We start from the raw sequence: 26,220 nt of genomic DNA, 5'->3' as shown, positions 1-26,220 counted from the left end.
GTGCCGGGGCGCCTGCAATAGCACTATGAACTGCATCGTTCGTCGCTCGCCAAAGCACGGCGAAGCGGCCGCCTTGGTGTGAAAGCCCTCCCGTCTAGCCGCTGACCTCATACAAATAGGCCATGCTATGCTTTGTGAGCACCTAGGGCCATTCATGCAATGAGACCCGGTATGATCCCGGTTCCACCTATGCTGGACGCCGAACTGATAGCCCGACCATTCTCTCGGGCAGCAGAAACTCCCCGTCGTTGTCAGGAAGATGCAGCTGGCCGTTGCGGTCGATCTTCACGACATGCATGGAGATGGTGGCTGCCTGTTTCTGCGGTACACCGTACTCTACGATCGGCCTAGATAGTATCCACACAAAGGTTGCTGAGCGGCGGACAAGTCCGGCGCGGAAATCGGCCTTAAGGTTCCTAAAGTCGACACGCCAGGGCAGCGGCGACTGTGCGTAAAGCGGCAGGCTGAGCGCGACCTCGCCGTGCTTAGGCTCTGCGCGAGCGAGGGCGGCGTAGAGCGCCTGCGGCGGTTCCACCACCGGTTCGTCGGTAAGGGTAAACCGCAGCGAAAGCGAGAGGAAATTGCCGCCGCTGCCCTTGGAAATCGTCACGTCGCCGGAAGCGACATTGCTTTCGCTATTCCAAAAGGTCGCTTGAACATCGGCGTCTGCCGGCCCGCTCACTGTAAGCGCCAGGACATCACCGGCGGCAAGCCGTGCAGGCGAGCCATCGGTCTCAACTAAAGCGCCGAGCGACAATTCATAGGTGGTGGCGAAGTCGACCGCCGGGGGCTTGGCGGGTGAGGCAACAGGTGGAACGACAAGATTGCGCATAGGCTGGGTGCGGTCGCGCGGAAAGAGTTGGAGCGCCATTGCCAAAGGCTTGATGGCTGCTGTTTTGCTGAAGTCGCCGTCGCCGCCCTTCGGAAGCGGATAGGCTTGCGCCGGCGCCGGTCGTTCGAACCGCGCGTCGACCATGAAGGCGATGGTTCCACCACGGTTGACACGTGCCCGATCAGCGGAAAGCACCGCCCTCAATGCACCGCGATTGACCGGTAGATCTGCGACGTTGGTCACGTCGATCAAGCGCGTCGCCTCGACCGGAGGATGGGCCAGCGCGGCCTCATAAGGGGGATCGACGAAGAGAAGCGTCGAGGGTGCCAGAGGCAGGCCACCGCGTCGGCTGGCGACCGCTGGTAATTGCCAGCCCAAGGTAACTGGCGGCCTGTCGTAGCCGCTGGCGAGCGCGGAACCAGTCTCGCCTGACAGGCCAGGCGCCTTCTCAAGATCAATCTGAACGGGAAGGTCCGACGTCGGATGGACCACCAGACGAAGGTCGACCTCGTTCGCGCCCGTGGCGATTGCTGCGGACAGACCTGGATGGATGGTGCCACCCGAACCGGACGCCCTCACGTCGAGAACAAGGTCTAGATGGCTTCGCCACACAACGGTTTCCCCCGGCTTGAGTTGCGGCTTATCTGGATCGGCGCTTAGCCATGGCATTCCACCAGTCGTAAACGCGCTCCAGTCTGCGCCGATCTCAACTCCGATCAGCCTTTGCAAGGCGACCGAGAGGCTGCCCGCCCGTAGGCTGCCGCGGGCCAGCAGCCTGGTTGGATCGTCGGGTGCAGGCGGGAACATGAGACGTTGCAACAATGTCAGCGGGCCCGCCGGCTTTGTCGCAATGACAGGTGATTGTGCGCCTTGATCGGGCTGATAGACGACGTCGAGTTCGACCCGCAATCGCATCGAACCATCCCAGCGCTCACTCAGGATGCCGTCGCTAAAGGGCGCGGCGACAAAGGTCGCGCTCCATTGGGTGGACGGGGCAATTTCCATCGGATCCGGACGCCAGTGCGTGGTGTCGCCCCGGACTGTATCAGCCGGGCCGACGACGAAGCGCAGTGGCGCGACCGGCAGCAATGGCGAAGCCTCCGGACGGCGATCACGATTCGGATCGCCGAGATTCGGAGGCAGCGGGCCAGGGCGTGGCGTGCGTATCCAGCGCCTGGCCGAAGAACCGGCTTGCGCCGGTCGACCAAAGCGACCGTTGCTGTCGTCGAAGGCACCGACCTCGGTCACGGTCGCCAGCAGCAAGGTGCGGCGGGCGGTTATTACGCCGGCGCGCTCACTCACCGAGAGCGCGTCCGCGCCAGCCGGGAGGAAAGCTTGGGCCGCGGGTCGCGCGGCGCTTCCCAGTCCCGTCCCTGCGAGGGCTAGCCCTATGTCAACGTCCGCTGGAAGCCTAGCCCGCGTCGGCGACTGCCTGAGCCAGGGAATCGGAGGCGACTGCATGCCCCCAATCTGCAGCGGCTCAAAGACCGGCACACGGCGTTCGCTGAACCAGACCAGGTCCTGTGCGAGCGCATGCCAATGCAGGGAACTATCAAGTTGGCGTTCCGTCCCTGCCTGGGCGGGAAAGCCGATCTGCCGCCCGAGCCCCGCAAGGCCGCTTCCGCGGTCCGCGGGATCTGCCCTATCGTCATAGTCTCTCACTGCCCCGACCCGACCCTCGCCGACCGGGGTCAGCCAACGCATGGGGCTCGCTGCTGGGCCGGTGGCGTAGCCGCGAGCGAGGTCGGCAAATATTGCCTGGCTGCGTTGGCCTCGCGCTCTTGCGGGAAGCTCTGACGCGACTGGGTTGGGCAAGACTGCTGCCCGGTAGATTGCGACGGCATTGTCAATCAGGCGCGCGACCGCGAAGACCGGATTCGCATGGCGCGCTAGCGCGCGGCCGACCATCTGGCCATTCAGTACCTCCTCGCTCAACTGTCCGGCAGTCCAAGCCTCGACAATGAGTTCGCGCCCTGCCGAAATTAGCGCCGGCCAGATTTTCGATGGCTCCATCGTCTCGGAGTCCTGCACAGCCCCGATCATCGCGGCGATGCCACGCCGCAGGGTGGATTTGCCGTCTCTTGGATAGCCTGTCGATGCCGCGACGAGAGAGAGTGGCCGAAAATCGTCTGGCTTACGACCCAACGCCATCCAGGCATCGAGAAGTCCCGAAAGCATTGCGGCGGAGGCGAGCCAAAGCGGCTGTCTGCGCCAATCTGTCGAGGTAGCAGTGTAGCTCGAAGGAAAAGACTGCTCGACGAGCAGCGCCGGCATGAGGTCGCCGTCGGGCAGTTGCCCGCCTCGCGTTGCGAGCGCCCCGGCGCGGAGCGCAGCTGCCAGGTCAGCCTCGGCTGGACTCGCCGGAGCCGGCGCCCCGCGATTCCGCACCAAAAGCTTGCGCGCGGCTGCGCTGTCGGACCAGGAGAGCATGATGCCGCCGGCAGGAATGTCGTCCTGGGTCAGTGCTCCAGGCTTCAATGCGTCCTTGTCGAGCACGACAAGGAACGGCAGCCGCAGCAGTTCATGCTCGTCGTCCAGTTCTCCCTTGTCGACGACCACCCACCTGTCATCGGGAGCATGAACGCCGAGAAAGCCACCTGCCACGAGCGTCCAGTCCGTGCTTGCACCAGGCCAGTCGCCACCCCCAACCGAGGACGGTGCCGTCCAGAACCCGTGGCGGAAGGTCGCGCCGAGCGCGCCCTGCAACACGGTCCTAAGGTCGCCCAGGCCGGACTGGATCATGGTGGGCGTTGTTCCAAGATAGCGGGCGCCGAAAGTGACTGCCTCCGGCTTGGTCTCGGACGCCGGGAGCTTGGGCGCGACCTGATCCGCCGGGCCGATTGCAAGTGTCTCAATCCCCTGCCAGGCAAGTACGGTCTTGTTACCATCTCGCAGTTCATGTCGCGCGGCGATGCAGACCCGCCAGGGTCCCGCAAGCCGCCAACCGCTTTTGGCCGGCCCACACAGTCCGAAATCGAGACGATGCCCCAGGAACCGGTAGCTCGCCGTGTGGCCATAGGCGCCCCCGCCCGACGCCTTTACCACGGCGCGACCGTCACCGACATCCTCGCTTTTGAGTTTCGGCCAGGCGATGGCGCTATCGCACGTGAGGGCGGCGCTCACCTCGGCAAACCCAACCCATGATCCGCTCGCCGAACTCTCTTTTGTAAGCTCCCATCGAACGATGGAGGCATTGAAGGCCATGCCGGATGCGGATGTGGTGACGCGTATTTCGCCTTCGCAACGGCCGCAGGTCAGCGGCAACACGTTTGGCGCCTTTGCGAGCGGCTGGTCGACGCGGGCAGCGAACATGAAGGCGATGCTTCGTTCATCGCCAAGATCCAGAACCGACAACAGTGCTGCCTTGCCTGTCAGCTTCGGGTTGGCGCCAGTAACGACAAGCGCGTGATAGTCTTCACCAAGAGTGGCGTCCTCGACCGAAACGTCGAGGAAGCTGAAGGTCGCGATTGCGCCGCCTGCCATCGAGACCGCAACGGGCGCGTAGGCTGCTCCAGCGGGCTTGATCTTGGCGTGACATGTCAGTTCGAGTGTCGCCGGGGTATCGAAGCGGCCGTCCGCGGTCGTGACCGTTACCACGGCCGTATCTACTGCAACGTAGCCTCCCTGGGCCTCGGCAGGCACCGCACCGCCCATGGCGGTAATCGTAACCTTGCCGTTCTGCGCAACGAATGACGGGTTGGCGAGCCTCGCCGTCCAGCCAAACAGCGGGAGTTGCAGACTGGATCCCGTCACGACGAGCGCGGTGCCGTTCCAGCTAGGGGTGGCGTCGACAACGATCGTCCTTCGCGTTTGTTTTGGATCGATTGGGTTGACGGCCTCGAAGCCAAAGACCATCTCGGTCCCCGACGCCGGAGCCATTGTCTGCAACTGAAGTGAGCCGGTTGCGCCATCGAAGTGAAGAATGACAAGATCGTCACCCAAGGGCGGACGCACCTCATCGTCGGCCAGCGTAAACCTCGCCAGAATTTCGACGGCCTGCGGCCTCGCCTTGTCACCTTTGTCGAGCGAAACGCTGAGCGTGCGCAGCCTGATCGGCTCTAGCATGAAGCCAAAGAAGGGTATGCGATCTCGTCCCTTCCTGAAGGAAGGCGGCAAGGAGGGTGATCCCGAGACGCGCCGCACGGCATCCGCGGGCTGTTCAAAAAGTCGCCACTCAGCACCGCCGGTCGGCTCAAGCCAAGCTTCAAAATTCGTGTCTGTTGCGGTGTCTTGAAATTGACCTTTCTCGTCGAGAGGAATGTCCCTGAACCAGAACGCCAGCGTCGAAGCGTTTGAAAGCGAGACGTTGCTGATCGGAAATTCGCTCTTGGCAGTCACCAGGAATCTTGGCCCAGGGAAGAGGCCGTCGCTGGAGTAGTTGTTGACTGGGCGCACAAAGATCGCGTCCCCGTCGACAGGCGCCTTCTGGCCGAAGCCCTGATTGTCGACCTCGAAATAGTTCCACTCGAAGCCCGCCGGGCTCCAGCCCACCATGCGCGTCAAATCTAGCGACTGGCCCGCAAAGCTGAGCGTGATCTTGTCCGTCTTCAGCGACATCCCAAGCAGGGCAGAGTCGCCGGCCATCGTGGCGGCGGGCGTATCGAAGGTGAGTACGCCATACGGTCGGCCGGCATCGGCAAGCGCGAAGGACACTTTCGGCTTCCACACGGCTGCGCGAATGAGGCTGTGCGATTCCAGCTCATAGTATGTTCCATCCGCAGGCGGGGCTTGCCAGGCAAGATAGGAATCGACCACCAGGCTGTTTTGCCGGCATCGGTCCTGTTCGTGCCAAAACTCCCGCATCAGCGGCCAGTCGAGCGCCGTTGCGACGGGCCGGGCCGTAACAAGCTCCCGCTCCTCGCCTTGCGAGGGCGTATCCGTCGTCGGAGGCAAGGCAGTGGTTGCGTAGGCTTCGTCGAGAGCGGGGATGTCATATCGCACCGCAAAGTGGAGGCCGCTCCAGGGATCCTTGCCGGGTGAGAGCGGGGAAACCTCGACGCCCGGTACGCCAAAGGCGACGAAGGGCACGCCACCAAAATTCACTGTAACCGTCTTGTCCTTGGCCACACTTCGTTTGGCGATGGCACCCAGTGGCCATGCGGCGGCCAACCTCGAGAACGCCAGCGCCGGTGCTCTTTGAGGGAAAGCCTGATCGGCCTTCCATGTTATCGCTGCAATCACGATGGGCTTGTCTGACGGCTTGGTCGCATCGGCCACATAGGGGGCAAGACTGCGGCTTTCGAGCGGCCGCACGGCAGAGGCCGCCGCTCTCGTCATCGGCATGGCGGCGGCAAAGGGTGTCTTATCGTCTTTCACCCACGCAACACTGGGCCAGGGCGCCGGGGCTTGCGGATTGCTCTCGCCAGCTACCTGACTCGGATCGACGCCGATAAGTACAGCGGTTGCATCGGCTATGGCCGCCATACCTTGCGCCGCTGAGGCCGGACCGCTTTGCCAAGATGGCGCGCCGTGGTTGAAGCCGAGCGTGACTTCGACGGTGCCACGGCTCGCCGTGGCCGTTGGCGGGGAATCGAAACTCGCTGTGAACCCCCCGATCATCGTTGTGACGACCCGGAACGTTGGATCGGGCACCGGCCGGTTGCGCAATTCGAGATCGATAAAGCTGCCGGCGCCTGCACCAAGCCGCGGCAGCGCCTCGAGGGCGTCCGGGCGGTCAGCTGAAAACCAGACCAGACCACGAAAGGTGAGGTCGGGTTCGCGCAAGGCTGCCAGGCACTCGGCTACCTTGGGTGGCTTGCCGCCGGTCGCGACGCGCGCGATCACCGCTGCGCTGTCCGCCGACACCACCGTCACCGACCATGGCGGCGTGGCGCCGACAGGCGTCGATCTGTCGGAACTAAAGCCACTAAGCAGTCTGGCCATCGGCCTGTCGCCGAACCGGACGAAGCCATCAAGGACGGAGCCATGCCCCGACTGGGAGAGAGACAGCGTCGTGACGTCGGACGTGAGATCGGCCGGCGCCAAGTTCGGAATTGGCACCTGCAGCCAACCCTCGGCCAATGGCAAGAAGCCAGATAGCAGCGGCCTGTCCCCTTCGACAAATTGCGCCGGTGCGTTTTGGTCGTCCTGTGGCGGCGGCAAGCGCCGCGGCTCGGCCCAGCCGACCGCAGCGCGAAGATCCTGGGCGAGACGTCGTTCATCGTGGGCAAGGGCCAGACCGCCGTTGCGTGTGATCTCAAGCGTGCCCGTCTGCTCAAGATTCGGATCATCCGGAAACATGACGGCCGTGCGAGCCCAGGTAAAGGGTTCCGGAGGGGCATTTGTGCCATTGACCGACGTGTACGCCTCGGCGACTACGAACAGATCTGTGCTGGCGAGCCCGCTATCGGGAAGCTTCGCGTCAGGCGCGCCTTTTACTGCCTTCAAAACCTTGGCGACGGCACGCGCGCCGTCCGGATCGGCGAGCCTCAGTCGCGTCGGCCGCAGTACTGCGGCGCCGTCTGGTGTTCCATCGGCGGCGATCGAGCCCCGCAGTTCGACCCGAATCTCCTCGACTGGCACATCAACCACGAGCCCGCCGGTGCCCTGCAGCCCGGGGCTGAACAGCGCGCCGCTCTTTACGAACAGGGGCCACCGCAAGGCTGGCGGATCCGACATGATCCTGGTTCGCAGTTCGACCCCTAGCGGTTCTTGAAATGTGTTTTCAAAACCAACGGTCTTCCGCCAAGCCTCCAGCCAATTGGTCTTGTTCATCGCAGTCGCGGGATGTCGCGGTAGCAGCGTGAGGCTGAGCGGCGCGCGCTTGGATCCTGAGGGCGCTTCGATGTCGGTCTCGTTGCCGATATCCGGCGCCAGCAAGAAACCGCCGACGAGATCGCCTGAGCCGGGCAGCCTGACTGTCGCGACCAGTTCGATGCCATCTGGTGTAAGGGTCACCTCATTCGTTGACATCAGCCCCTTCAGGCAGGCAAGGCCGTCCTTTTTCAAGACGATTGGGATTGCGCCCTGAACCAGCCGAAGTGAAGGAGTGCGAATGTAGTTGCTGGCGCCTGTTGCTACCCAGCTGCCGTCCTTTCTCTCCACCTCTGCTCCCGCCTGGTCGACGAAGTCACCGACCTGGTCGGCAACTGGCTCGGGTCTCGGCTCGGCGATAACATGGACGAAGTCAGCCTTTCCATCCGGCACCGGAAAGGATGCGGGATCCGAGGCGAGGCGCCGCGTCCAGAAGATGCGCTGGGTCTTGGGATCATTCGGATTTTTGATGGTGGGGGCGGTGTCCTTCAGTAATCTCAAGGTTAGCGCTTCCGAATTGTATCGGTTAGGCCCGTAAGGCGCCTTGACGGCGCCGGCAATGACATGCAGGTCGAGAAGGCGCGGCGGGCGCAAGTCGTGTGGCGAGGCAGCTCCGCTTTTGAAGCGGCCACCGTTGTTGAGGGCAGGATCAACGGCCACTTGTGGCGCCGGTTTGTCTGTTCCGGGAGTAAGGCCATCCACCATCACAGTGCGCAGCGGATGAGCATAGCGGGCCGGGTCGTCGTCGCCAAAATAGGGTGCGCCGGCCACGAGCGACCAGAGCGGCTCGCCGCGATCGATTCCTGACTCGGACCTGGACAATAGGCGCGGCCCTTCCAGGAGTACCCAACGGAGCTCAAGATAGTCGCTCATCCTTGTCTCCCCTCGCCCATCAGCGCAACGCGTCCGGCCAGTCGAGCTTGACGCTAGCTGACCCCGCCGTGCCGTCCCGGCTTGCCCGGCCATGAACGGCGCGCAGGCCCAGCGTGTCGGCCCCACCCGAGATGATTTCAAGCGCCGCCGCGCGCAGTTGGGCAATTACCGCCTTAAGCGCTGCCGACGTCGCGGCAGCATCGAGCGCCTGGAGCTCGTCGGCCGACGGAAGGTCATAGAGCGTCAGAACTGGTGGACGCGTATCGCCCCCCGACACCCACACGAAAGTCGAATCCTTCGCGTCGCCAGTCCCGACGGCAAGCGGGAATTTGGTCTCGTTTGGCCAGTAGTCCTCGATCTTGAATGGGAACCTGGCACCAATCAGAGCCTCTTCGACAGTGGCCGGTTTGGTGTTGGCATCGTTTGCCCAGTCGATGGTTTCTTCCGAAAAGCGGTTGAGATGCCAGGCCCAGTTGTCCTCGGGCGCGAGAAGCTTCGCCGCGTCGCCGGCAGCTATCGCAAGGGCCTTGGCCGCCGCCACGACATCCTCGGGCTTGTCTGTGTCTTTCGGCAAGTATGCCAGCGTGAGCGCATAGATCGAGCGCAGTATGGCAAAGGGGCACTTGTCGCCACTGGGCAGGACCCAACGCGCCATGTCGTTGAATCCTGCGATCTCATCGGGCGTGGCGGTTGCGGCGTCCTTGTCCAAGCCCACGCCTGCAAGTGGCTTTAGCGGACCGCCTGTCGCTTTGTCCTCGCGTCCGGCGACAGCGAGCGGGACAGATGCAACGAACGACCCTTTCGCAGTTCGGCTGACCAAAATCCGGTCAGCACCCATTCGGGCTCCCGAAGGCTCCTTGAAGCGCGTGCCGCGGGCACGCAGAACGATCGGTTGCGCCTGCTCGCCATCGGTAACATTGTCCGGCGCGCGCGCAACCAGTCTTATTTCGGCGTCCTCGTCGAGGAGGTCCTTGCCGTCACGTTTGAAGCCGCGCTCAAAGACATAGACGACGTCCGGATCCGGCCAGTGCGCCACATTCTTTGGACCGTCGGCCCATATGTCGCGCGTTTTGCCAGCCATCAGGTCGGCATGCGACAGGAGCCGCCAGGAGACGACCACCCGCGTGAAGCCGCCGTCGAGGCGTTGGAGTTCGATGACGCCCGTTTCGGGGGTGCCAGCGTGAGGATCCGCATCGCGCAGATTGCCTGCATCCAAGCCCGCGACCGAAAACTCGGTTTGCGTGGCGACAGCGATGGGCGAGACCACGACGCCGGCGCGGGCTGTAGCGAGCACGGTGACGCGGTAGTGATGGGGCAGCAGCGGGAAGCGATAGACGTCAGCGCCCTTCCACAGCGTCGGGAATTCTTGCGCTAGAGATCTGAGGTCGCCGGCGGTGATCACCGGATCATCGGCGAGTTTGTCGACCTTGGGAAAGCCTGGCATTTTGGTTGGATGGAGTTCCGCGTCCCATGGTCCGCCACCGACTTTCACCGTGGCCAGCCGTGTCGGCCACTCGGGCTCTCGATAATCGCGCGTAAAGCTGAGCGCCACACCTTCCCAGCCAAGCTTCCCGAAGACGGGGCGGTTGGAATAGGACAGACTTTCCTCCGCATGCCTGGAAACGACCAGACGCCATGCCGGATCACGGGCATCCGTATCCCCGGGCCGCCACAGACTGGAGCCGAGTATCAGAGGAGGCTCAACTTTTTCAGTGCGCTGTGAGACCGCCACCGCATAGCCGAGCGGATCAACCGCTTGGCCTGGGTGCCAGCCGGGGAGCAATCGTTCGAGTTCCGCGCGAGCCGCGCCGCGGTCGCTTGAGGTTGCCGAGCGGTACGCGTAGGCGCCAATCATCAACTCCTGATAGCGCCCGAATGGCCTGACCGCATATGCCCTGGCATGGGCCCATCGGTCGGCGTGCAGGAAGCTCATGGACATTGTCCCGTCAGCCTGCGCCGCCAACCGCCAGGGCGTTGCCGAGGTTGGGGCTGCAAATGCGACGCTGAGTTTCTGTTCGCTGGCCGAGGGCTTAGGGGTCGGCAGCGGCTTGAACACGTTCTTTCCTGGTCCGGCACCGTGATCAAGGAAGCGTTGTGACCAGTCGAGATAGAGGGCGACGTCGCTGACCGAGAGGGTGTCGATGTTCCTGATATGCGGCATGGCCGCGAGCGCGTTGTCGCGGAAGCTTTCATACGCGTCCCGTGCGACATTATCTTTTGCAAAGGCGTCCGCCCAGGCCTCCGGCGGCTGTGGCGCAAACCGCTCAAACGGGTCGACAGGCGCCCATTCGTCATCCAGCCACCCTGGCTGCGCAATCTCGTCGAGGCTCCAGCCCTCGGCGGAGGTCTGGTTGCTTTGGCGATGGAAAAGCCATTCCATCGGATCGGCGTCTTCGAGTTTCTCCTCCTCGACCAAGATCTGGTTCTGCACTCCGTTCTCAACGACCGTTACTTTCTTGCGCACGACTGTGACACGTTTCAAAGCGATGACCTTCTGAACCTCCTCCGCCCTCGCGCCGCGCGAGCGGATGACGAGTGTGAGGGCCGGATCGACGTCGCGGGCCTTTCGGGTCGGCTGGCTAAGCGGCGGCAGCGTCACTGCAACTGGCGAGGCCGGTTTTAACTGAGAGGGGGCGAGTTCAACGACGCGGGTATCTGCAAGCCGCAAGACGTCGATGTCGAAGGACGCGCTTGGCTGGAGCTGAAACACGACCGCCTTCGTTTGACCGGATTGCCCCTTTTCGTTCAGCCGGTCCTTCGCCCAATAGGCGGCAATGCGATGGTAACGCCAGACCGACTCCGGCCGCGGCCGCAACGATATCTGCGCCAGCGCCAGCGCATCGTCGGATTCGAAGCTCGCAGCCTCACTGTCGACGATAGCATCGAATGCGCCGGCTACTCGGTCCCTTCCTGGTCGCAACAGAATGTCGACAAACGGGAAGCCAAGGTCCTTGCCTACATTCTTCACGATGATGGCATAGCGGGCGACGACCCGTCTCATCACCTGATCGATGCGCCCGAGCAGCGACCTGGCATCGATGAACGTGTCGGTGTCGCAATCCATCACACGGATTGTAGCGGCCAGACCAAGCGTCTGCAGCGCGCCCCAGCCGTAGGGATCCTTGGCCGCTTGCGTCTTGCCGAACAAGTCGGCGGCGTCATTGGCGGTCACCTGCGGACGCGGCTGGACGATTGGCCGGTAGCGACGGTACAGGATCGGCGGTCGATCCTTGCTCACCTCAAGGGCGAGTTCAGCGATCGTCTCTTCAATGATCGGATGGAGCGGCGAGGTGAAATCGAGCGGTACGTCAATCTCGCCCGTGACCTTCCAGCCTGCCTTTTGCTCCGGCGCACCGGCAAGTTTCAGCAAAAGACCTTCGCACGCTTCCCTTGTCATATTGCGTGGGCGTATCAAGAAAAGCTGGAGCGCGCGCAGGTCAGACGGCTCGAACAGCTCCCCGTCTGCCCGACGGAACTCCGTCCAACCGGACCAGTCATTGGCGTCATGCTTGATTGGGGTGTCGAAAAGCTCGATCAGCTTCGCGACAGCGTCGTCCGAATCGGGCGTTCCTCGCTTGACCAGACCCGGGCGCACACCGGTGCCGTCGGCCCGCTGTAGCAGGGCAAAGACCGACTTCGGCCGTCCGCCGCGCATCAGCGCTGCCGAAACATTTTCATCGGGCAACGGGATCAGACGCAGGCGAGGCGGCCTGCTGGGGAAGCGCGGTGTCGCCTCGCGGGCGGACCAGTAGCCACGCCGGGCGGGCATCGTGTGCGTAACGGAATTCTGTTGCGAAGCTCGCCAGGTCTCGCTCGGATAGTGTGCCTGCCAGCCGAGCAGGTCCTGCGTGCCATGCGGGGTGAGCATGGCGGCTGAAGACGGTATGAGTTGCGCTCGCGCGACTCGACGCGACCGGCTCCAGAGCTCACCATTTTTAGCAAAGGGGGTCTTTGAGATGCCGTCGAGTGGAGCGAGGTCGTCGATGTCGAGTTCATGCACATCGAAGCCGCCAATGGTCGAACCATTGATTGCCGCCGGGCTTCCGCTCAACGCCCATGCCGGGCAGGCGTCCCACTCGATCATGGTCAACAGCCGTCGGTCGGGGTCGCGCAGGGTCACGACGCCATTCGCGCCGCCGGCTTTCCCCAATACCTGAGCAAGCGTCGCGCCGACGGCAGGGGCGCGGAACAGGGCAAAGCCTGAAGCTGCGCGTACCTCGCCCTCGCCAAGTGCCGGGAGATCCAGCCTGACTGGCCACTCGAAAGCGTCCGGGCGCAGCAGCGTGACCTCGAGCGGCTCGTCCTGGGCGACCTTGGTGGGCTCGATCATGATCTCGATATCGACCGGCACGCGGCGCGATACGAACGCTTTCGTAAGCTGCTTGCGCGTGGGACGTGCTTTGGCGGTCGTCACGACAATCAGCGTCTCGAGGTAGAAACGCGAGGCGGCACGCGTGGGACCATTTTCGCCCGGTCGGCTCCACAGCGCATCGAAGAAGGCGTTCTGCCAGTTGCCTATCTCTGTTCGGTCATCGTCGTTGAAGGCCCGCTTGAGGACCGCCTGTTCGGATGCTGCGTCTGTTAGCCGCAACCAGTAGGCGAAGGCGCGGCGCGCTTCGTCGTCGGGCTCGATGGCGTCGGGCTTGTCCGTACGGCAGTCCTCGATATCGCTGCGCCAGAACGTGAAACTGAATTCGTCGCCTGTCTCGCCGGATGCGCGCAGGCCGATCGGCCGATCGGTCATTGCATCCGCTCCGTAGCTGCCCGTCGCGACCACCTCTTCCGGATCGACGACAAGGCGGTAGAGCCGGTGCGCATAGCGGCCGCCGCCGAGACCCGCAGGTACGGACCCGGACCATGCCTTGTCGTCGAGCGCGAGGGTTATCGACAGATTGTCGGGCCGCTTGCCGTTGGCCGGCTGGCGATGCGGCGACAGAACCGCAAATCGCAGCTCCGCCGTCGCGGGGCGGATCGGGGCCTGCGGACGCCGTGCCTCGAACACAAAGCTACGCTCGCTGCCTCTGGTTCCCGCGACATCGACAGGAATGATCGAATAGGTAAAATCGACGGTATCCTCCTCGCCAAAAGCCTCGTACCAGGCGCTTGCCGCAGCCAGCGCCTGTTCTTCGCCTGCTTGAGGCAAGATGGCGGAGCGGACCGCTTGAGGCAGGTCGGCAAGGTCGTCGACGAACTGCCAGTAGGGCGCGAGCGTGGCACAGACACCGTCGTCGCCAATCCCGCCCTCCGTCGCACAGGGCTTGACGCGACGCGGCTCCTCCCAGCGCGCATTGCCCGTAAGCTCGCAGATGATTTCGTAGTGACTGAGATACTGCTCGGGGTCGCCTCGCTCATCGATGTCGCGATTGCTCATCACATGATCGGGGAAGTGCTGCAGCTTCCAGTCCAGCTTCACGCCATCTGCCTCGACTGTCGGCTCCTTAGTGAAAGCAAACACAGGATCGGCGACCTCGAACCAAGTCTCACGTGGGTTGAACACCGTAACGACACCGGGCGTCGCCTCGAATATCGGATTACCATCCTTGTCGATGCCGATGCTCTTGCTGACGCTCAGGCCGGTCGGGTTGCCGTCCATGTCTTTACCAGCGCCGAGCGCGCCGAGCGCGTCTGCGGTACCACGAAAAACCAACCCGAGATCTGTGACATGAGCCTCGCCGACTGTGTGAGTGCCGGTCGCGGCGAACGCCACGAACTGATCGAGGAAAGATGCCAGAACGGTCGAGCGTGCGTCGTGACAGGCCGCGTCGAGGGGAGTTTGCGCCACCGATACCAGACGATTGCGCTGCACCCTGTCGCGCTCGCGCCGCCGCCCCTGCTCGTCGCTCGCCTCCGGGTCCTTGGCGAGTTTGAACCGCTTGACCCGTGGCTCGCTCCACCTGCTGGTCGTGCGGTAGGATTTGCCGTTGTCGCCTGGGGTCCAAAATGAATCGTAGAGATAGCATTCGTCAAACAGGTGGGCGAGCTTGAAGGCGCTGGGGTCTGCTCCTTCGGCCGGGATGGGCCTGTCCCAGCGCGCGATGGCGGGATCGTTTGGATCGAAGTTATAGAAGTCAGCCTTGTCGACGTACCAGCGCTCTACCCCCGTCACAGTGCCAACATAGGCAAAGCTGTGGGCCTCGCTCGATATGCGTACGCCTTTGTCCTGCAGGCCATTGGCTGGCGCGTAGAAACCGCCGGCCCAATAGCCATCGATTATCCGGGCGGGCGCCCGAGGCAGCAGCACGCCATAGACCTTGCCGTTGCCTCCGGAGCACAGCACTAGCCAGAAGTCGGTCGGCTCAATCGGGTTGCCGAACTTCCAGCGCTCGATCGGCGGCTTTGGCCCATCGCGGGGCAGCGGTGGGGGTGGGGCGGCCGCTATTGCGCCAGCGTGGTCGGCCTCGTCCTTGACCTGACTGTCGCCCTCGCGCGCCGCCAGGACGTTGGGCGGGTCTGGGGTCGGCTCATTGGCGATGCCGAGCGCCATGAAGCGCTGGACGCGGGCACGCGCTTCCTCGAGCTTGTCGCCGCCGATCGTAAAGCCGAGCCCGACCGAAAGTGTGCAGCCAAACGCCCCCACGGCAATCCGCGCCTGCACCCGAGCGCCGACGCCCTCGGTTGACAGCGCCATCTCGACTGCGGCCGAGAACTGCACGGAACGCGAAAATGAGATGCGCAACGTGATGGTGTCGATGCCAATATCGACTTCCATCCATGCTCTGATGCGGAACTGGAGATTGGCGTCAAGCGAGATCAACCCGTAGATGAGCGTGCCGGCAAGACGCCAGGAGATAAAGCAGATCAACCGGGCAATGAACTTCGCCGTCAGGCTTGCCTCGACCATGACACCGATCGAGCCGCCATCGAAGCCGCCCTTGAAAACGATGAAGGCGTCGGCCTCGATGTTGAAGCCCCAAAGCAGCCCATCCTCCGCGACGCGGAAGATGAGACCGCCGCGCACAGTCACGGTGAAGTCGGGCTTGTCCTTGAGCCTTGCGACCAGCTGATTTGGCCAGCCCAGTTCAAGATGGAACAGCTTCGGGTTGATGAAAAGCGTCATCGACCAGTCGACCGACTTCAGCGCCTGCTTCAACTCCTGGATGTCGCCAAGACGGTCGCCGACATAGCCGGCCGATGATCCGATTGCGCGCAGCAGCAGTTCCTGCCGGGGCGCCGAGATAAAGAGGTAGCCACGCAGGCCCGGGTTGTTGCGGAGCTTCGAGCCGTCGCTGTCAGACAGAAAATCGTAATAATTGGTCGCGACCCAGGCACGAGCGCTCATCAGGAACGTCATGTCCGAACGCAGGGCAGCGACGATATCGAACAGGAACGGCTCTTCTGCCGTCTTTTCGTAATCCTCGTCCCAATCCTCATCGGTAGGGTAGCATTGGAAGAGCGCCCGCATGGCGAGCGTGATGTTGTCGCCTTCGGGGTCGGGGGACCAGGCCGCGAAGCGGGCGAGGTCGCCCTGTCGCTTGGAAACGTCATCCAGCGCATTGATCAGCTTGGCTGTTGACGGTGCGTTTTCGGCGGCCTTGATGCCCTGGAGCGTATAGCGGTAGCCAAAACCGAAGCCGATCTCTCGCATCCAGAAACTCCAGACGACCACCGGTATCTCGATCGCCAGTTGGTTTGCCTGGAGGTAGAGGAAGAACGCCTTCTTGCGCTCGTCTGGCGTTTCCTTGCGGGCGACCTCGAGGAAGCCCATGGAGGCCGACATTGAGCCCCAGCCTTCGATCGAGATTTCACCTTCGCCGAGAAAGCCGTAGGTATCATAGCCGGCCGGGGGCAGCCCGCCGAACTCGAGCCAGTCAGTCTTCGGATCGACGGCAAGCAGCGTGCCCCTGATGCGGGCCGCGCCCGACAGGCCGATCTCGACGCCGAGCCCGTCGCATTTGACCCGCGGCAGAGGGTTGCTGCCCTTTGGCGCGGCGATCCACAAGCCATGGAAGTCGATGGACGGTTTCATCACATCGCCGATCTCGGCGAACTTTATCTGACCGGAGATATTCATCGCCGGGTCGCCGTCGAACTTGGGCGACGACGGATGGAAGCCGAAGCCGCGCAATTCGAACTCGAAGAGCTCAAACAGCTTGAACGATTTCTTCGGATTGAAGGCTTTCTGGAAGGAAATGTGCTTGGCCAGGGTGCGCGCGTCGCCAGTGAGCGGGGCCTGCTGAAGATCGATGCGCACGTCCTTCAGATATTTGAGCAGCCCATTTTCGAACTCGCCAGCGCCTGGAGTGAATTCGATCGCGCCCGTGACCAGGAAATAGAAATGGTAGCCACCGTCGCGGACGAAAGAGATATCCAGTTCGTTGATGGTCAGCGTAAAGCGGGTCGTATGGCACTTGACCGGTTCGCCGCGCTTGCCAAACTCGACCTTGCCCTTCTGCAGCACGATCTCGTTGCTGTTTGGCTCTTGATTGAAGTTGAGAAGGATGCTGCAATCGACGTCGCCGACGAGGTCGCGCGGCAGCGATCCCTGGCCGCCGATCGTCGCCTGGATAAGTCGTCCGCCCCTAATTTCGAAAGCGCCGGTGGTGACCTTGAAGGGCGTGTTGATCCCGTTCAGCCTGGTCGAGGCGCCATTGGCCTCGGCACGCAAATCCAGGCCTGCCCGCGAGATGCCGAACTGCTTAACCTCGAGCGCGACACCTTTGCCGTCGGACGAGAGATCGGAAAAACGGATCTCCATCCGGGCCAGTTTTTCGTTGAGCGCCAAATTGGTCTCGCCGTCTTTGAAGGACAGCTTGAACATCTCGACTTCGTTGTCGGCCGCGCGATCCTTCTCGTCCAACTGCTCGACAACCCACACCAGGCCGAGTGCGCGCTCTTCTATGCGTCTTGATTTCAGGCCGATGTCACCACTCTTGGCGTCGAGTTGGGCTTCGAGCGTTTTCATATCGAGCGTCAACGCGAGCGCGACTTCGGTCTCGAGGCCCGCAACCTTGACGCCTAGCTGAAGTGTCGCGCTTGCCTTGGTGGCAGAGATCTCGGTCGTCCAGTCCTTCACCCAGACTGTTTGGGAGAGCCCACCCTGGAGCCTTTCGAGGAATGTCGGCGTGCCGGCCGAGCCCTGCTCCTTTCCAGGCTCTCCCATACCGAGCAGTGGCAGTACCCGATCCTTGTCGAACTTGAAGCCGAAAGCGAAATCGGAGTCATCGAGTGCGGTGACCGCAAAGGGTCCGTCGGCGGTTACAAGCTTGGCCAAGCCCGTTTCGCCGACCAGTTTGCGCGTGACGTTGGTCACGCGTTGGAAAAACACGCCACGGCCGCGGCTCAATCCAGCGATGAGCAGGACCAGTTCTTTGTTGTTCTTGGTGGAGACTTCGAGCGCTATCAGCGGTTTGGCAACGGAGGAATCTGTTTCCGTGCCACGCTCACCGTCCTTGCCGTCGGCATCTCGGATCGCCCGCGTGGATCCGTCTTGCTCGCCGAGCCACAAATCGGTCGAAAGCGTCGCCAGCTCCGCCGTCGTGCCGCCATCCGCGGCCGGGCTGGCGATGAAATAGGCGCCGGGCGCGGCGACGAAGTCGAGCAGGAGACCAGGTTCGAAACCTTGATGGATATCGAGCCGCAACCCGAGCGCCGACAGCGTGAACGGATCAGTCGCCATCGTTTTGTTCTTGAGCGTGACCAGCACCTGCCTCAGCTCAAACGGATCGGTCGCCACACGAATTTCGAAGGCGAGATTGCGCGCGGTTTGGCCGACGAGATCGGCTAGTGACCGAAGCAGTCTACCCACGGCTTCCGCGACAGCCAGCAGCACCTCCTGTACTGCGCCCGCGGCGAGCGCTGCGGCGCGGCCGATGGCGGCCGCGATCCGCCCTAGGGCATCGAGGAGCGCCTCGAGCCCCTTGAGGTCTCCCGCCTGCGCATCGATCTCGAAGTCGAGTTCGAGGACCGATGCGGCCCAGCGGCCAAGATCCGCCGCGGCGTTGGCGACGCGCTTGATCAACCAGAATGGATAAGGTTCGACGATCTTCAACTCGATGACCCGGGCGCCCGAAGGTGTCACTTCGACCTCACCAGCGATAGCGATCGCCGCCGAGGGGTCGTCGGTCGCATAGATCATCAGCCGCTCGAAGCTGATGTTTGCGCGTAGTGAGACATTGTTCAGCGCCGTGGCCTCGGATCGGGCAACTGGCGTCACGGTGACCTGCGACCACGCCACCGTTAGCGGCCCGAGCACCTGCTTGCCGGGGCTGATGTGAATGGGAGTGGGCTTTGCAACAACCGTTCCGCTGATCTTGGCGCCGCTGCCGCTGTCCCAGGCACTAAAGGCATCGACCTGCAGAAGGACGTCCCCGGTTTTCTGGAGCTTGACGGATATGTCGAAAGCCGCGTGGCCACGATCGTCGTCAAGGCTCCAGTGCGTATTTCCTCCAGAAAAGTCGATGTAAAGCCGTGGATTCACGCCCCTCGGCGTCACCGTCACGTCGACCTCGTCAGCGACAGCCTTCGCGACACGCGCAAAGACGCGAGAAATGCCCTTCCCAGCGCCCAGCGCCAAATGCATTGCCTTTGACAGATCGAACGCAGGCAGGTCGACGTCCGGAAAATCGAAGGCCGGCAGGGAAAAGTTCAGGTCGTCGAAATCGAACCTCAGCTTCGGCAGGCTGAGGTTCGATGTATCGATCTTGTTTAAGACAACAACGATCGCGACGCTTTGCTTGATGGTGACCGGGGCCTGGCCCGGGACGGTGAAGTCGACGGTGATCTCGCCGCGCGCCGAAAACTCGGCTGAAAATTGGGGCGGCGTGCTGGAGAGCCCGGTCAAATCCAAGCGGGCATCGCCGCGGAATTCAGCACCAGTTGAGCCTAGGCCGTGCGGCAGGCTCAAAAACGCGCGCTGGGCTTCGGACCCCGACCACAAGATCTCCTGACTGGAGAGCCGGCGCAGCAACTCATCTGCGAGTGGCTCGGACTTCGGTAGAGACAGCTTTCCGGTTCCGGTATTGACGAAGACTTTCGGGATAAGGATGGGCTGGGCAAACTCAGCCCTTAGAACAATCGTCCCGCCGATGGCAGTCGACAGGACCAGCGCTTCGGCGCGGAGATTGTCGTCGTCTCCGGCTGGTTCCTCTACGGCAAGACCGAACCAGGCGCCCTTGAAATTGCCATAGGGCTCAACTGTGCCAATCTCGACATGCTCAACGCCCATAGCCGGCTCCTCGGCCAGTTTCACTGGGCCGCGCAACATCAGCAGAGGCTACTTAAGCATCAACTGCAGTAATTGCCAAGGCACAACTTGCCATTACTAACAGTTTTAAAGCGAACACGAACGGCGTAACGCGGCGAATTTGGCAGCGAGCGGTGCCATCATCGATCCAATGTCCACGGGCGACATCGCTTGTGCGGTCATCAACGGCGGGCCTTTTTTTTGAGACTCGCGGAGCGGCTAGCCGGTGCTTCGAAAGAATAAATCGTAAATTCCGGTGTCGCCGTGGGCGTGCGGGCCGGATGAATCCCAGATCCGCTATCTCCGCCTCAGGACAGCGGTCCGGCGGTTCTGCGAGGATCATGTCTGCAAAGGTCGGGAGGGGGCATGCATCGCCGAATTTCTTAAAGCAGGCCTCGTCGACTCTGGTTGCCGTTGCCGCTGGCTGCACCGCGCAAGGAGCGAAGGAAGCTGGTGAGGGTGCCCCGCTTGTCGATGTCCACTGCCACGTGTTCAACGCATCAGATCTACCTACGGAACGTTTCCTTCGACAGGTTGTTTTGAGGGCTTTCCAAAGCAGTCGGCGCGTATTCTGGCTGTGCGCGATCCTGACCTCACGGATGAGTTCTACAAACTTTCTTCGTAGTGCTTTTGCAGGGTCTGTTGGTAGTTAGGAGGAGCATTTGGTATGTTCCGGGACAATTCCGCGTAAGACTGTGTGCCGACGCAATCATATGGGTCGTTGTATTTCGAGGGTGACGTAAACCAAAATGTACCCTCACTGAGATTGTTCAATGCATAATCATTGACGGATCGGAACTTGAAGATAGATTTCGGGAGATGCTGATCGTTCAGCCTAAGAGCCTTCTCAAGTCAATCTTGTTGACGTCTTCATTGCTTATGAGAGATAGAAATTCCTCGATCCACGGATTTGTCACTCCTCGGCCCTCCGACGCGCCTTTTCAGTAAAATCCAGAATGCCCATGCCCATTTGATCCATGGCAACGGATCCAAACCCTGAGACAGCCCTTGCGGTCTAGCACGGTTGGCAATTGAGGAAGACTAACCCAGAACTCGATGCGTCGCGGCAACGAGATGTTTAGTGACCAGCGGCGAGGCCGGCATCGGCAAGTCGCGCCTGTTCGCGGCGCTCGCGGCACAGATCGCGGCCGAGCCGCATTCTGAACTCCGCTAGGGCGCGTAGAGAGAGCCTTCCTTTCCCTTCTCAGATCTGCAAGTAGCAAGGCATCCGTTCCGTCGTATTCAATAATATAGTCACGGATGCTTAGAAATTAGATGAAACCTTCACTTCACAATTTTCTTTGCCCATGGCGCTCTCCGAGTCAGAGAATAGTTTTCCCGACATTGATCCGGTTAGCCTTTGACTAAGCCACGGTAGAATCCCACCTACATATTGGATAATTCTTATTGTAGGTATGTCCACCTTGCGCCAGACAAGACTTGACAGACCACCCCACGTTGGAACAAGATGAAATAACTTTGTAGAGCTTGTTCGTCGCGTTCAGGCACAGAATGATACCTTCCGCCTTTCCAGCCGACCGGTCAAGCGTTCGAAGAAATGCACTGAGCGGTGCCCCTTCGCTCTAGAAAGGGCCCGATCTTCATCGGCCTAGGTTTTTTTGTACGACAAGGCCGAGCCTGCACTCTTCTCGCGAAAGTCCTTAGGCTGGAGAGTGGCAAAACCAACCGAGCCGGCAAGAACAAACAGCGTGACCCCTAATGAAATTCCTAATGGTCGCGAATACGAGGAAAGGACAATGAACATCTAGCAAGGCGACGGTCCAAGGATTTCCTCACTCCTTTTGGCCTCGTAACACCGGAGGAGCGCCCCATGTCTTCAACGATTGATCTCTTGAATGTTCCAATAGAGAAACGCACCCGGGCACATTTGGTAGAGATGCTTCGGTGCGCCATCAAGCTGGAGCATGCTACGCTCCCGCCTTACCTCACGGCGATGTGGTCGATCAGGGAAAAATCGCACCCTGCCTACGAGATTCTGAGAAGCGTGGTGTACGAGGAAATGGGCCATATGGGGACAGCCTGCAACTTGCTGACGACAATCGGCGGTAGCCCTGCGTTCAACGACCATGACTTTATCCCCCGCTATCCGGGGCCGCTGCCGTGCGATATTGCGCCTAGGATTACGCCACCGAACTTAATCGAATGGAAAGTTGGGCTCTCACGACTTACACCAGCCGTGGTGTCAGAGATTTTCATGATAATCGAGTACCCCGAGAAGGGACCGGCGCAAACAATTGAATTTGGGACCGCCAAAGCACGGCGAAGGTTCCACACAATTGGCGAGTTCTACGACGCAATTGCCGATACACTTAAGCACCTCGTAACTGCCCAGAAGGTGCAGATTACGGGCCAAAGGCAACTAAGTGAGCCATTCACTGGGCATGATGAGAACCAGCAGAACGTGCTGAAGCCGATCACCACCCTGCAAGAGGGCCTATACGCGATTGAGCATATCAAGGAACAAGGCGAGGGCACGCCGAGCACACCGGACGCACCGACGTTCGGCAATGAACTTGCCCACTATTACAAGTTCAAGCAGATCGAGGTCGGCCGCAACTTCGCTCAGATGGCCGACAAGTCCTGGACTTTGACCGGGGATTTTTTTGACTTCCCGTCAGTCTATCCCATGGCTGATATTCCGGCGACCGGCCGCACCCCTCCCAAGCCAGTGGACGACAAGATTAAGCAGTTTAATAACGAGTACCGCACCATGCTCGCGTGTCTCCAATCTGCCTGGGATAAGGGCGACAGCGGAGGTGGCCAGGACGATCTAGCGGGGGCAAAGGAAATAATGCTCGGGCTCGGAAGGATTGCCGTCGACCTTATGAAAAATGAACCTATAGATGTGAACGATCCGTCGAAGGGATACTATGGGCCAACGTTCCAGATTTACGAGGCTGAAGCCAATTCCTTCGTGGGATAGTCCAGAAATGCGTCGTTGGTCCCGCCAAGCTTATCGGCGCGTCGCCAACCGAGCATGCTTGTCTTGTTTCCGCTGAATTACTAGGCACCATTCGGAGGAGTTTTTACCTATGGAATCACGAATCGTTCAAGTGAGAAGTATCCTAAACCAACTAACGGATGAAAATGGAGGAGCTCCATCTCATGATGGAAAGGAGCGCTTTTGGAATTTACCCCGAGATCAATTCGTTGCTGGCCCCATCTATGGCAAGGTCCCAATAGTGCCCAGAAACGTCCAAGAATCGTTCTTGATTGAAATACTCATGGGACCGGCGGAGGGTACCAGACGAATGCCCCGTGGTGGCCCATATATTTCCGACGAAGATTTGGCTTTTATTGCCAAATGGATAGAGGAAGGAGCGCCTGACGCAGATGACGCCTTCATGACGCAAGTCGCCGAAAGTGAATAGACTCCGTCTGCGTGCTTCATGTCGACAATCGCCAATTGAGATGACCAAAGGCATGGATGTCTAACAAAGTTGCTGGACGAAACCGGTTCGACTGGCATTGATGCTGGAATCTAAACATTTCTCAAGTGACCTAATCCTATGGCCTGACTATTCCGATCGTTAGGCTATGCCGACATATTGAGCCATTGCGGCTTTGCCACGCTCGGCACGTTGCAACAGCGCGCCGGCGACCCCGCCGGGTCGTCCTACAGCCAGAGCCAGGGTTTTCTGCATGCTGGCTCCGAGTGGGTCGCTCGCGAGCGCTGCCCGGTGATCTGACTTTGGGTGGGTATGCCACTTTTGGCACATCGCATGCCGATATCGACGTTACCCCAGACCCCATCACCGGCGCGGCCCTCGCGGGGACACACCGACACGAAGGCGTCTGGACATGGTACGCCGCCCGTGACCAGCACTGATGGTTGCCGCCCGTCTTGTTGGAGAGAGCGCTGTTATAGAAGTTGAACTGGACGCCCAGGCCATAGCCTTTTCGCCTCCAAGGGTCTAATAACGAAAGTCAAGGTGCAACCGCTCTCACTCACCATACATTTGCGTGCGAGAACTTCCATCACGAGGTCGGTCGGACTAGAGTGTTAAGTTCCTGAGCTGGAGGTAAAAACGATGCCTGGTCTCCTTCTGGTCGATTTCGGTTTCGGCATACCGGGAACACCGGTGCCAAACTTATTCACAATGCCCGAAGGTCTGACGGTGAAATTGCCAGCGCCGTCCAGCATCGTTCTATCGCCGTCCGGTCTAGGCATTCGCATTGATACAAAAGTCTGGCTAGCGCCATCAACACCTCTTAGCAACGTTGACATACGCGGGGGAGCAGGCGCCCAAACCCCAACCGTGCGTTTCATAGATCCGAAAGGCGGATTGCTTCAGGCAGTCAAGCCAGTCGTGAACGCCGATCAATCCTTCCATGCGACCTGCGGCAAGGGTCCGATCGCGCAAATTCAGCTCGACTTTCCTAACGCGGAGGGCGTCATCCACTCGCTCGCTGGCATCCTGACCAGGGTGGCTGATCGACCGTTCCACCGACAAGTCAAAATTGAGCGGGTTGATCAGTCGGTTTGTCAAGGCATAGTCTTCGGCGAAACTGCAACAATAGAGTTGGCAGGAGACAGTGATCTGGACGGTCTTGCCGAAGCGCGGCGGTTCATAGCCGGCGTAGCCTACAAACGCGACGGCAATGGGGTGGCAAAGCCAAGATACCCGTCGATGGAGGAACTCGAGCAACCTTTCATCAAGAGAGCCTGGGACCGTTGTGAGCAGGCGGCAAAAGATGCTCTCATGGACGACGTGGGTGACTGTAAACACTTTGTCGTATGGTACTCTGATGACAACGGTCAAACGCCCTCAAAATCACCAAAGAAGATCAAGGATAATTGGCCTTATGAACAAACCGATAAAATAAAAGGAAGCTGGGGTCCCTATAAGGTTTCAGAACTACAAGCTAGCAATATCTACGTCATAAAATACTGCGGTGTCCCGTGATGGATGTTGGCGGCCTGACGCTTGTCACCGGCCTTAGAGGCTTGTGAACCTGTCTTGACTCACATGCCAATCAAAGACGCAGTATGACCTCCGCTGACGCCTCAATACTCTGCGAATTGCCAGTTCGTCGCGATCGCCCCTGCGGACAAGCAATGGCTACCTTGTGAGGAAATGAAGAAATCCATTTGAATGGAATGCGATGTCGGCTTGGAAGAGTTGCCGGTACCGCCTCTGGAGCGCAATGTCCTCCTTATGGCTCACTACGTGGATCGTTGGCGGATCTTTTTGACGACGTATCACCACAGCGCGCAAAAGCATGGTCCTGATCCAGATATCGTCATCTGGGAGCGAATAGCCAACAAAGATCCACTCCTCGGCGCCCTCCAGTGCCTTCTGCGCTCCCCTCCAGATGTTGGCTAGATGAACGTTCAAATATCGCTTTGCGAAAGATGGGGTGACGACCAGGCCGTCCATTTCCGCGCCACAGTGACATTCTCGATCGAGCCATGAGGGACTCGTCTCATCCATTGGCATGATTATTTTGTCGGGGCTCACGTACAGATCCCCGCAGCGGGGGCAGTACTGCCAGTTGAAAGAACCATGCAGTTTATAAAGACGCCGGGATTCGCTGGTTTCTTGCGCTCTCAAATCATGGCCACTGTGGTCCACGAGCCGTGCCCCCAGAGTTCCGTAAGCTGGCGGCGCTCTTGTCTCAAGAAACATCGCTCGATCGAGTAGCGTATCCCAGTTCGTGGTCACGACGACGTCATCGCGAGCAAGGCTTTTCGCCAGAATTTTGAAAGCCTCATAATAGGGTCGAGTTCTATCCAGCTCCATGAAGCCGGTCAAAAGCGCCCCAACGACGCGTTCCCGTACTCTCTGGAGTTCATTGCCTTTGAACTCCCGCGACTTTCGATGTTGCAAATACTCGTCTTGGCTGGGACCTAGGCTCCATTGCTCAGCAATAGCTATATCGATGACGCTAAGTATCTCTATGATGCTCGGCATCAAGTCAGAGTCTGGCAGGGCTAAAGGGTTTTGGCCCTCCGGCGGGTTCACAAAATCGTGCCACAAGAGTGCCGCCGGTCCCATTCCGTGCCTGTCGAGCGAATAAACCGTTGCAAGATATTGTTCTAAGCGGCTAGGTTTGCCTCGCTTCTTCTTTCTATATTGGTCTAGGTAGTGTGCAACAGGATAAGTCAACCACTTTGTGATCGGATAGCCTGCTTCAGCTGAGGCTCCAGCTCCGATGAGAAAGGCCTTCGACATCATAGCACCTATACTTAGCGGCCAACATTCTTTTCGATCCGTTCGTCAGGGCTAGGCCAATGGAATGCCGCTTCGGCACGACCGCTGTGCCCACGGCCTCCTTGGTACAGTTAGCAACAGTTGGCCTGCTGCCGGTTTTTCGGACACGAGGTTAAGCTAGCATAGCTTGTTCCTCGAACTCGACGGGGCTCAGATAGCCGAGCGTCGAGTGCCTTCGCCGAGGGTTATAGAAGCGCTCGATGTAATCGAACACATCCGCCCTGGCGTCATCCCTCGTCCTGTAGACCTTGCGCGCCGTGCGCTCGGTCTTAAGCGACGAGAAGAAGCTCTCCATCGCAGCATTATCCCAGACATTGCCCGACCTGCTCATTGAGCAGGTGATG

Annotated in this window: 7 protein-coding genes; 3 read left to right on the top strand and 4 right to left on the bottom strand. The window is 60.5% G+C overall.

Annotation, left to right across the window (positions count from 1 at the left end):
* Positions 1–187: 187 nt before the first annotated feature.
* Positions 188–8,458 carry a hypothetical protein gene (locus A3A9_RS0126445; protein WP_027061333.1) on the bottom strand — a complete coding sequence of 2,757 codons (8,271 nt, stop codon included), beginning with the start codon at positions 8,456–8,458 and terminating at the stop codon, positions 188–190.
* A gap of 19 nt (positions 8,459–8,477) precedes the next feature.
* A complete protein-coding gene (locus A3A9_RS0126440) occupies positions 8,478–19,622 on the bottom strand; it encodes a hypothetical protein (RefSeq protein ID WP_152536187.1) in 11,145 nt (3,714 codons plus the stop codon).
* Positions 19,623–21,471: 1,849 nt separating this feature from the next.
* Here A3A9_RS0126440 and A3A9_RS0126430 point away from each other — a divergent pair.
* The 3 genes from A3A9_RS0126430 to A3A9_RS0126415 all read left to right on the top strand — a co-directional run bounded on the left by A3A9_RS0126430 (position 21,472) and on the right by A3A9_RS0126415 (position 24,568).
* A complete protein-coding gene (locus tag A3A9_RS0126430) occupies positions 21,472–22,584 on the top strand; it encodes a ferritin-like domain-containing protein (protein WP_082222230.1) in 1,113 nt (370 codons plus the stop codon).
* Between the two features lie 109 nt (positions 22,585–22,693).
* Positions 22,694–23,032: a hypothetical protein gene (locus A3A9_RS44285; protein WP_152536186.1), complete on the top strand. Its 339-nt coding sequence runs from the start codon at positions 22,694–22,696 to the stop codon at positions 23,030–23,032.
* 660 nt (positions 23,033–23,692) lie between these two features.
* Entirely contained in the window at positions 23,693–24,568 is an 876-nt protein-coding gene (locus A3A9_RS0126415) for a hypothetical protein (protein ID WP_152536185.1), read from the top strand.
* 156 nt (positions 24,569–24,724) lie between these two features.
* Here A3A9_RS0126415 and A3A9_RS0126410 read toward each other — a convergent pair whose 3' ends face one another.
* A complete protein-coding gene (locus A3A9_RS0126410; protein WP_161634541.1) occupies positions 24,725–25,837 on the bottom strand; it encodes an SIR2 family protein in 1,113 nt (370 codons plus the stop codon).
* A 151-nt stretch (positions 25,838–25,988) separates the two neighbouring features.
* On the bottom strand, positions 25,989–26,220 hold a 232-nt coding region (locus tag A3A9_RS0126405), incomplete at its 5' end, for an IS3 family transposase (protein ID WP_027061327.1).

Source organism: Mesorhizobium loti CJ3sym (genome assembly GCF_000472785.1).
GTDB classification, from domain to species: Bacteria; Pseudomonadota; Alphaproteobacteria; order Rhizobiales; family Rhizobiaceae; genus Mesorhizobium; species Mesorhizobium loti_E.
The sequence above is the reverse complement of the archived record's forward strand: the minus strand, read 5'-3'. Positions and strand labels throughout refer to the sequence as shown.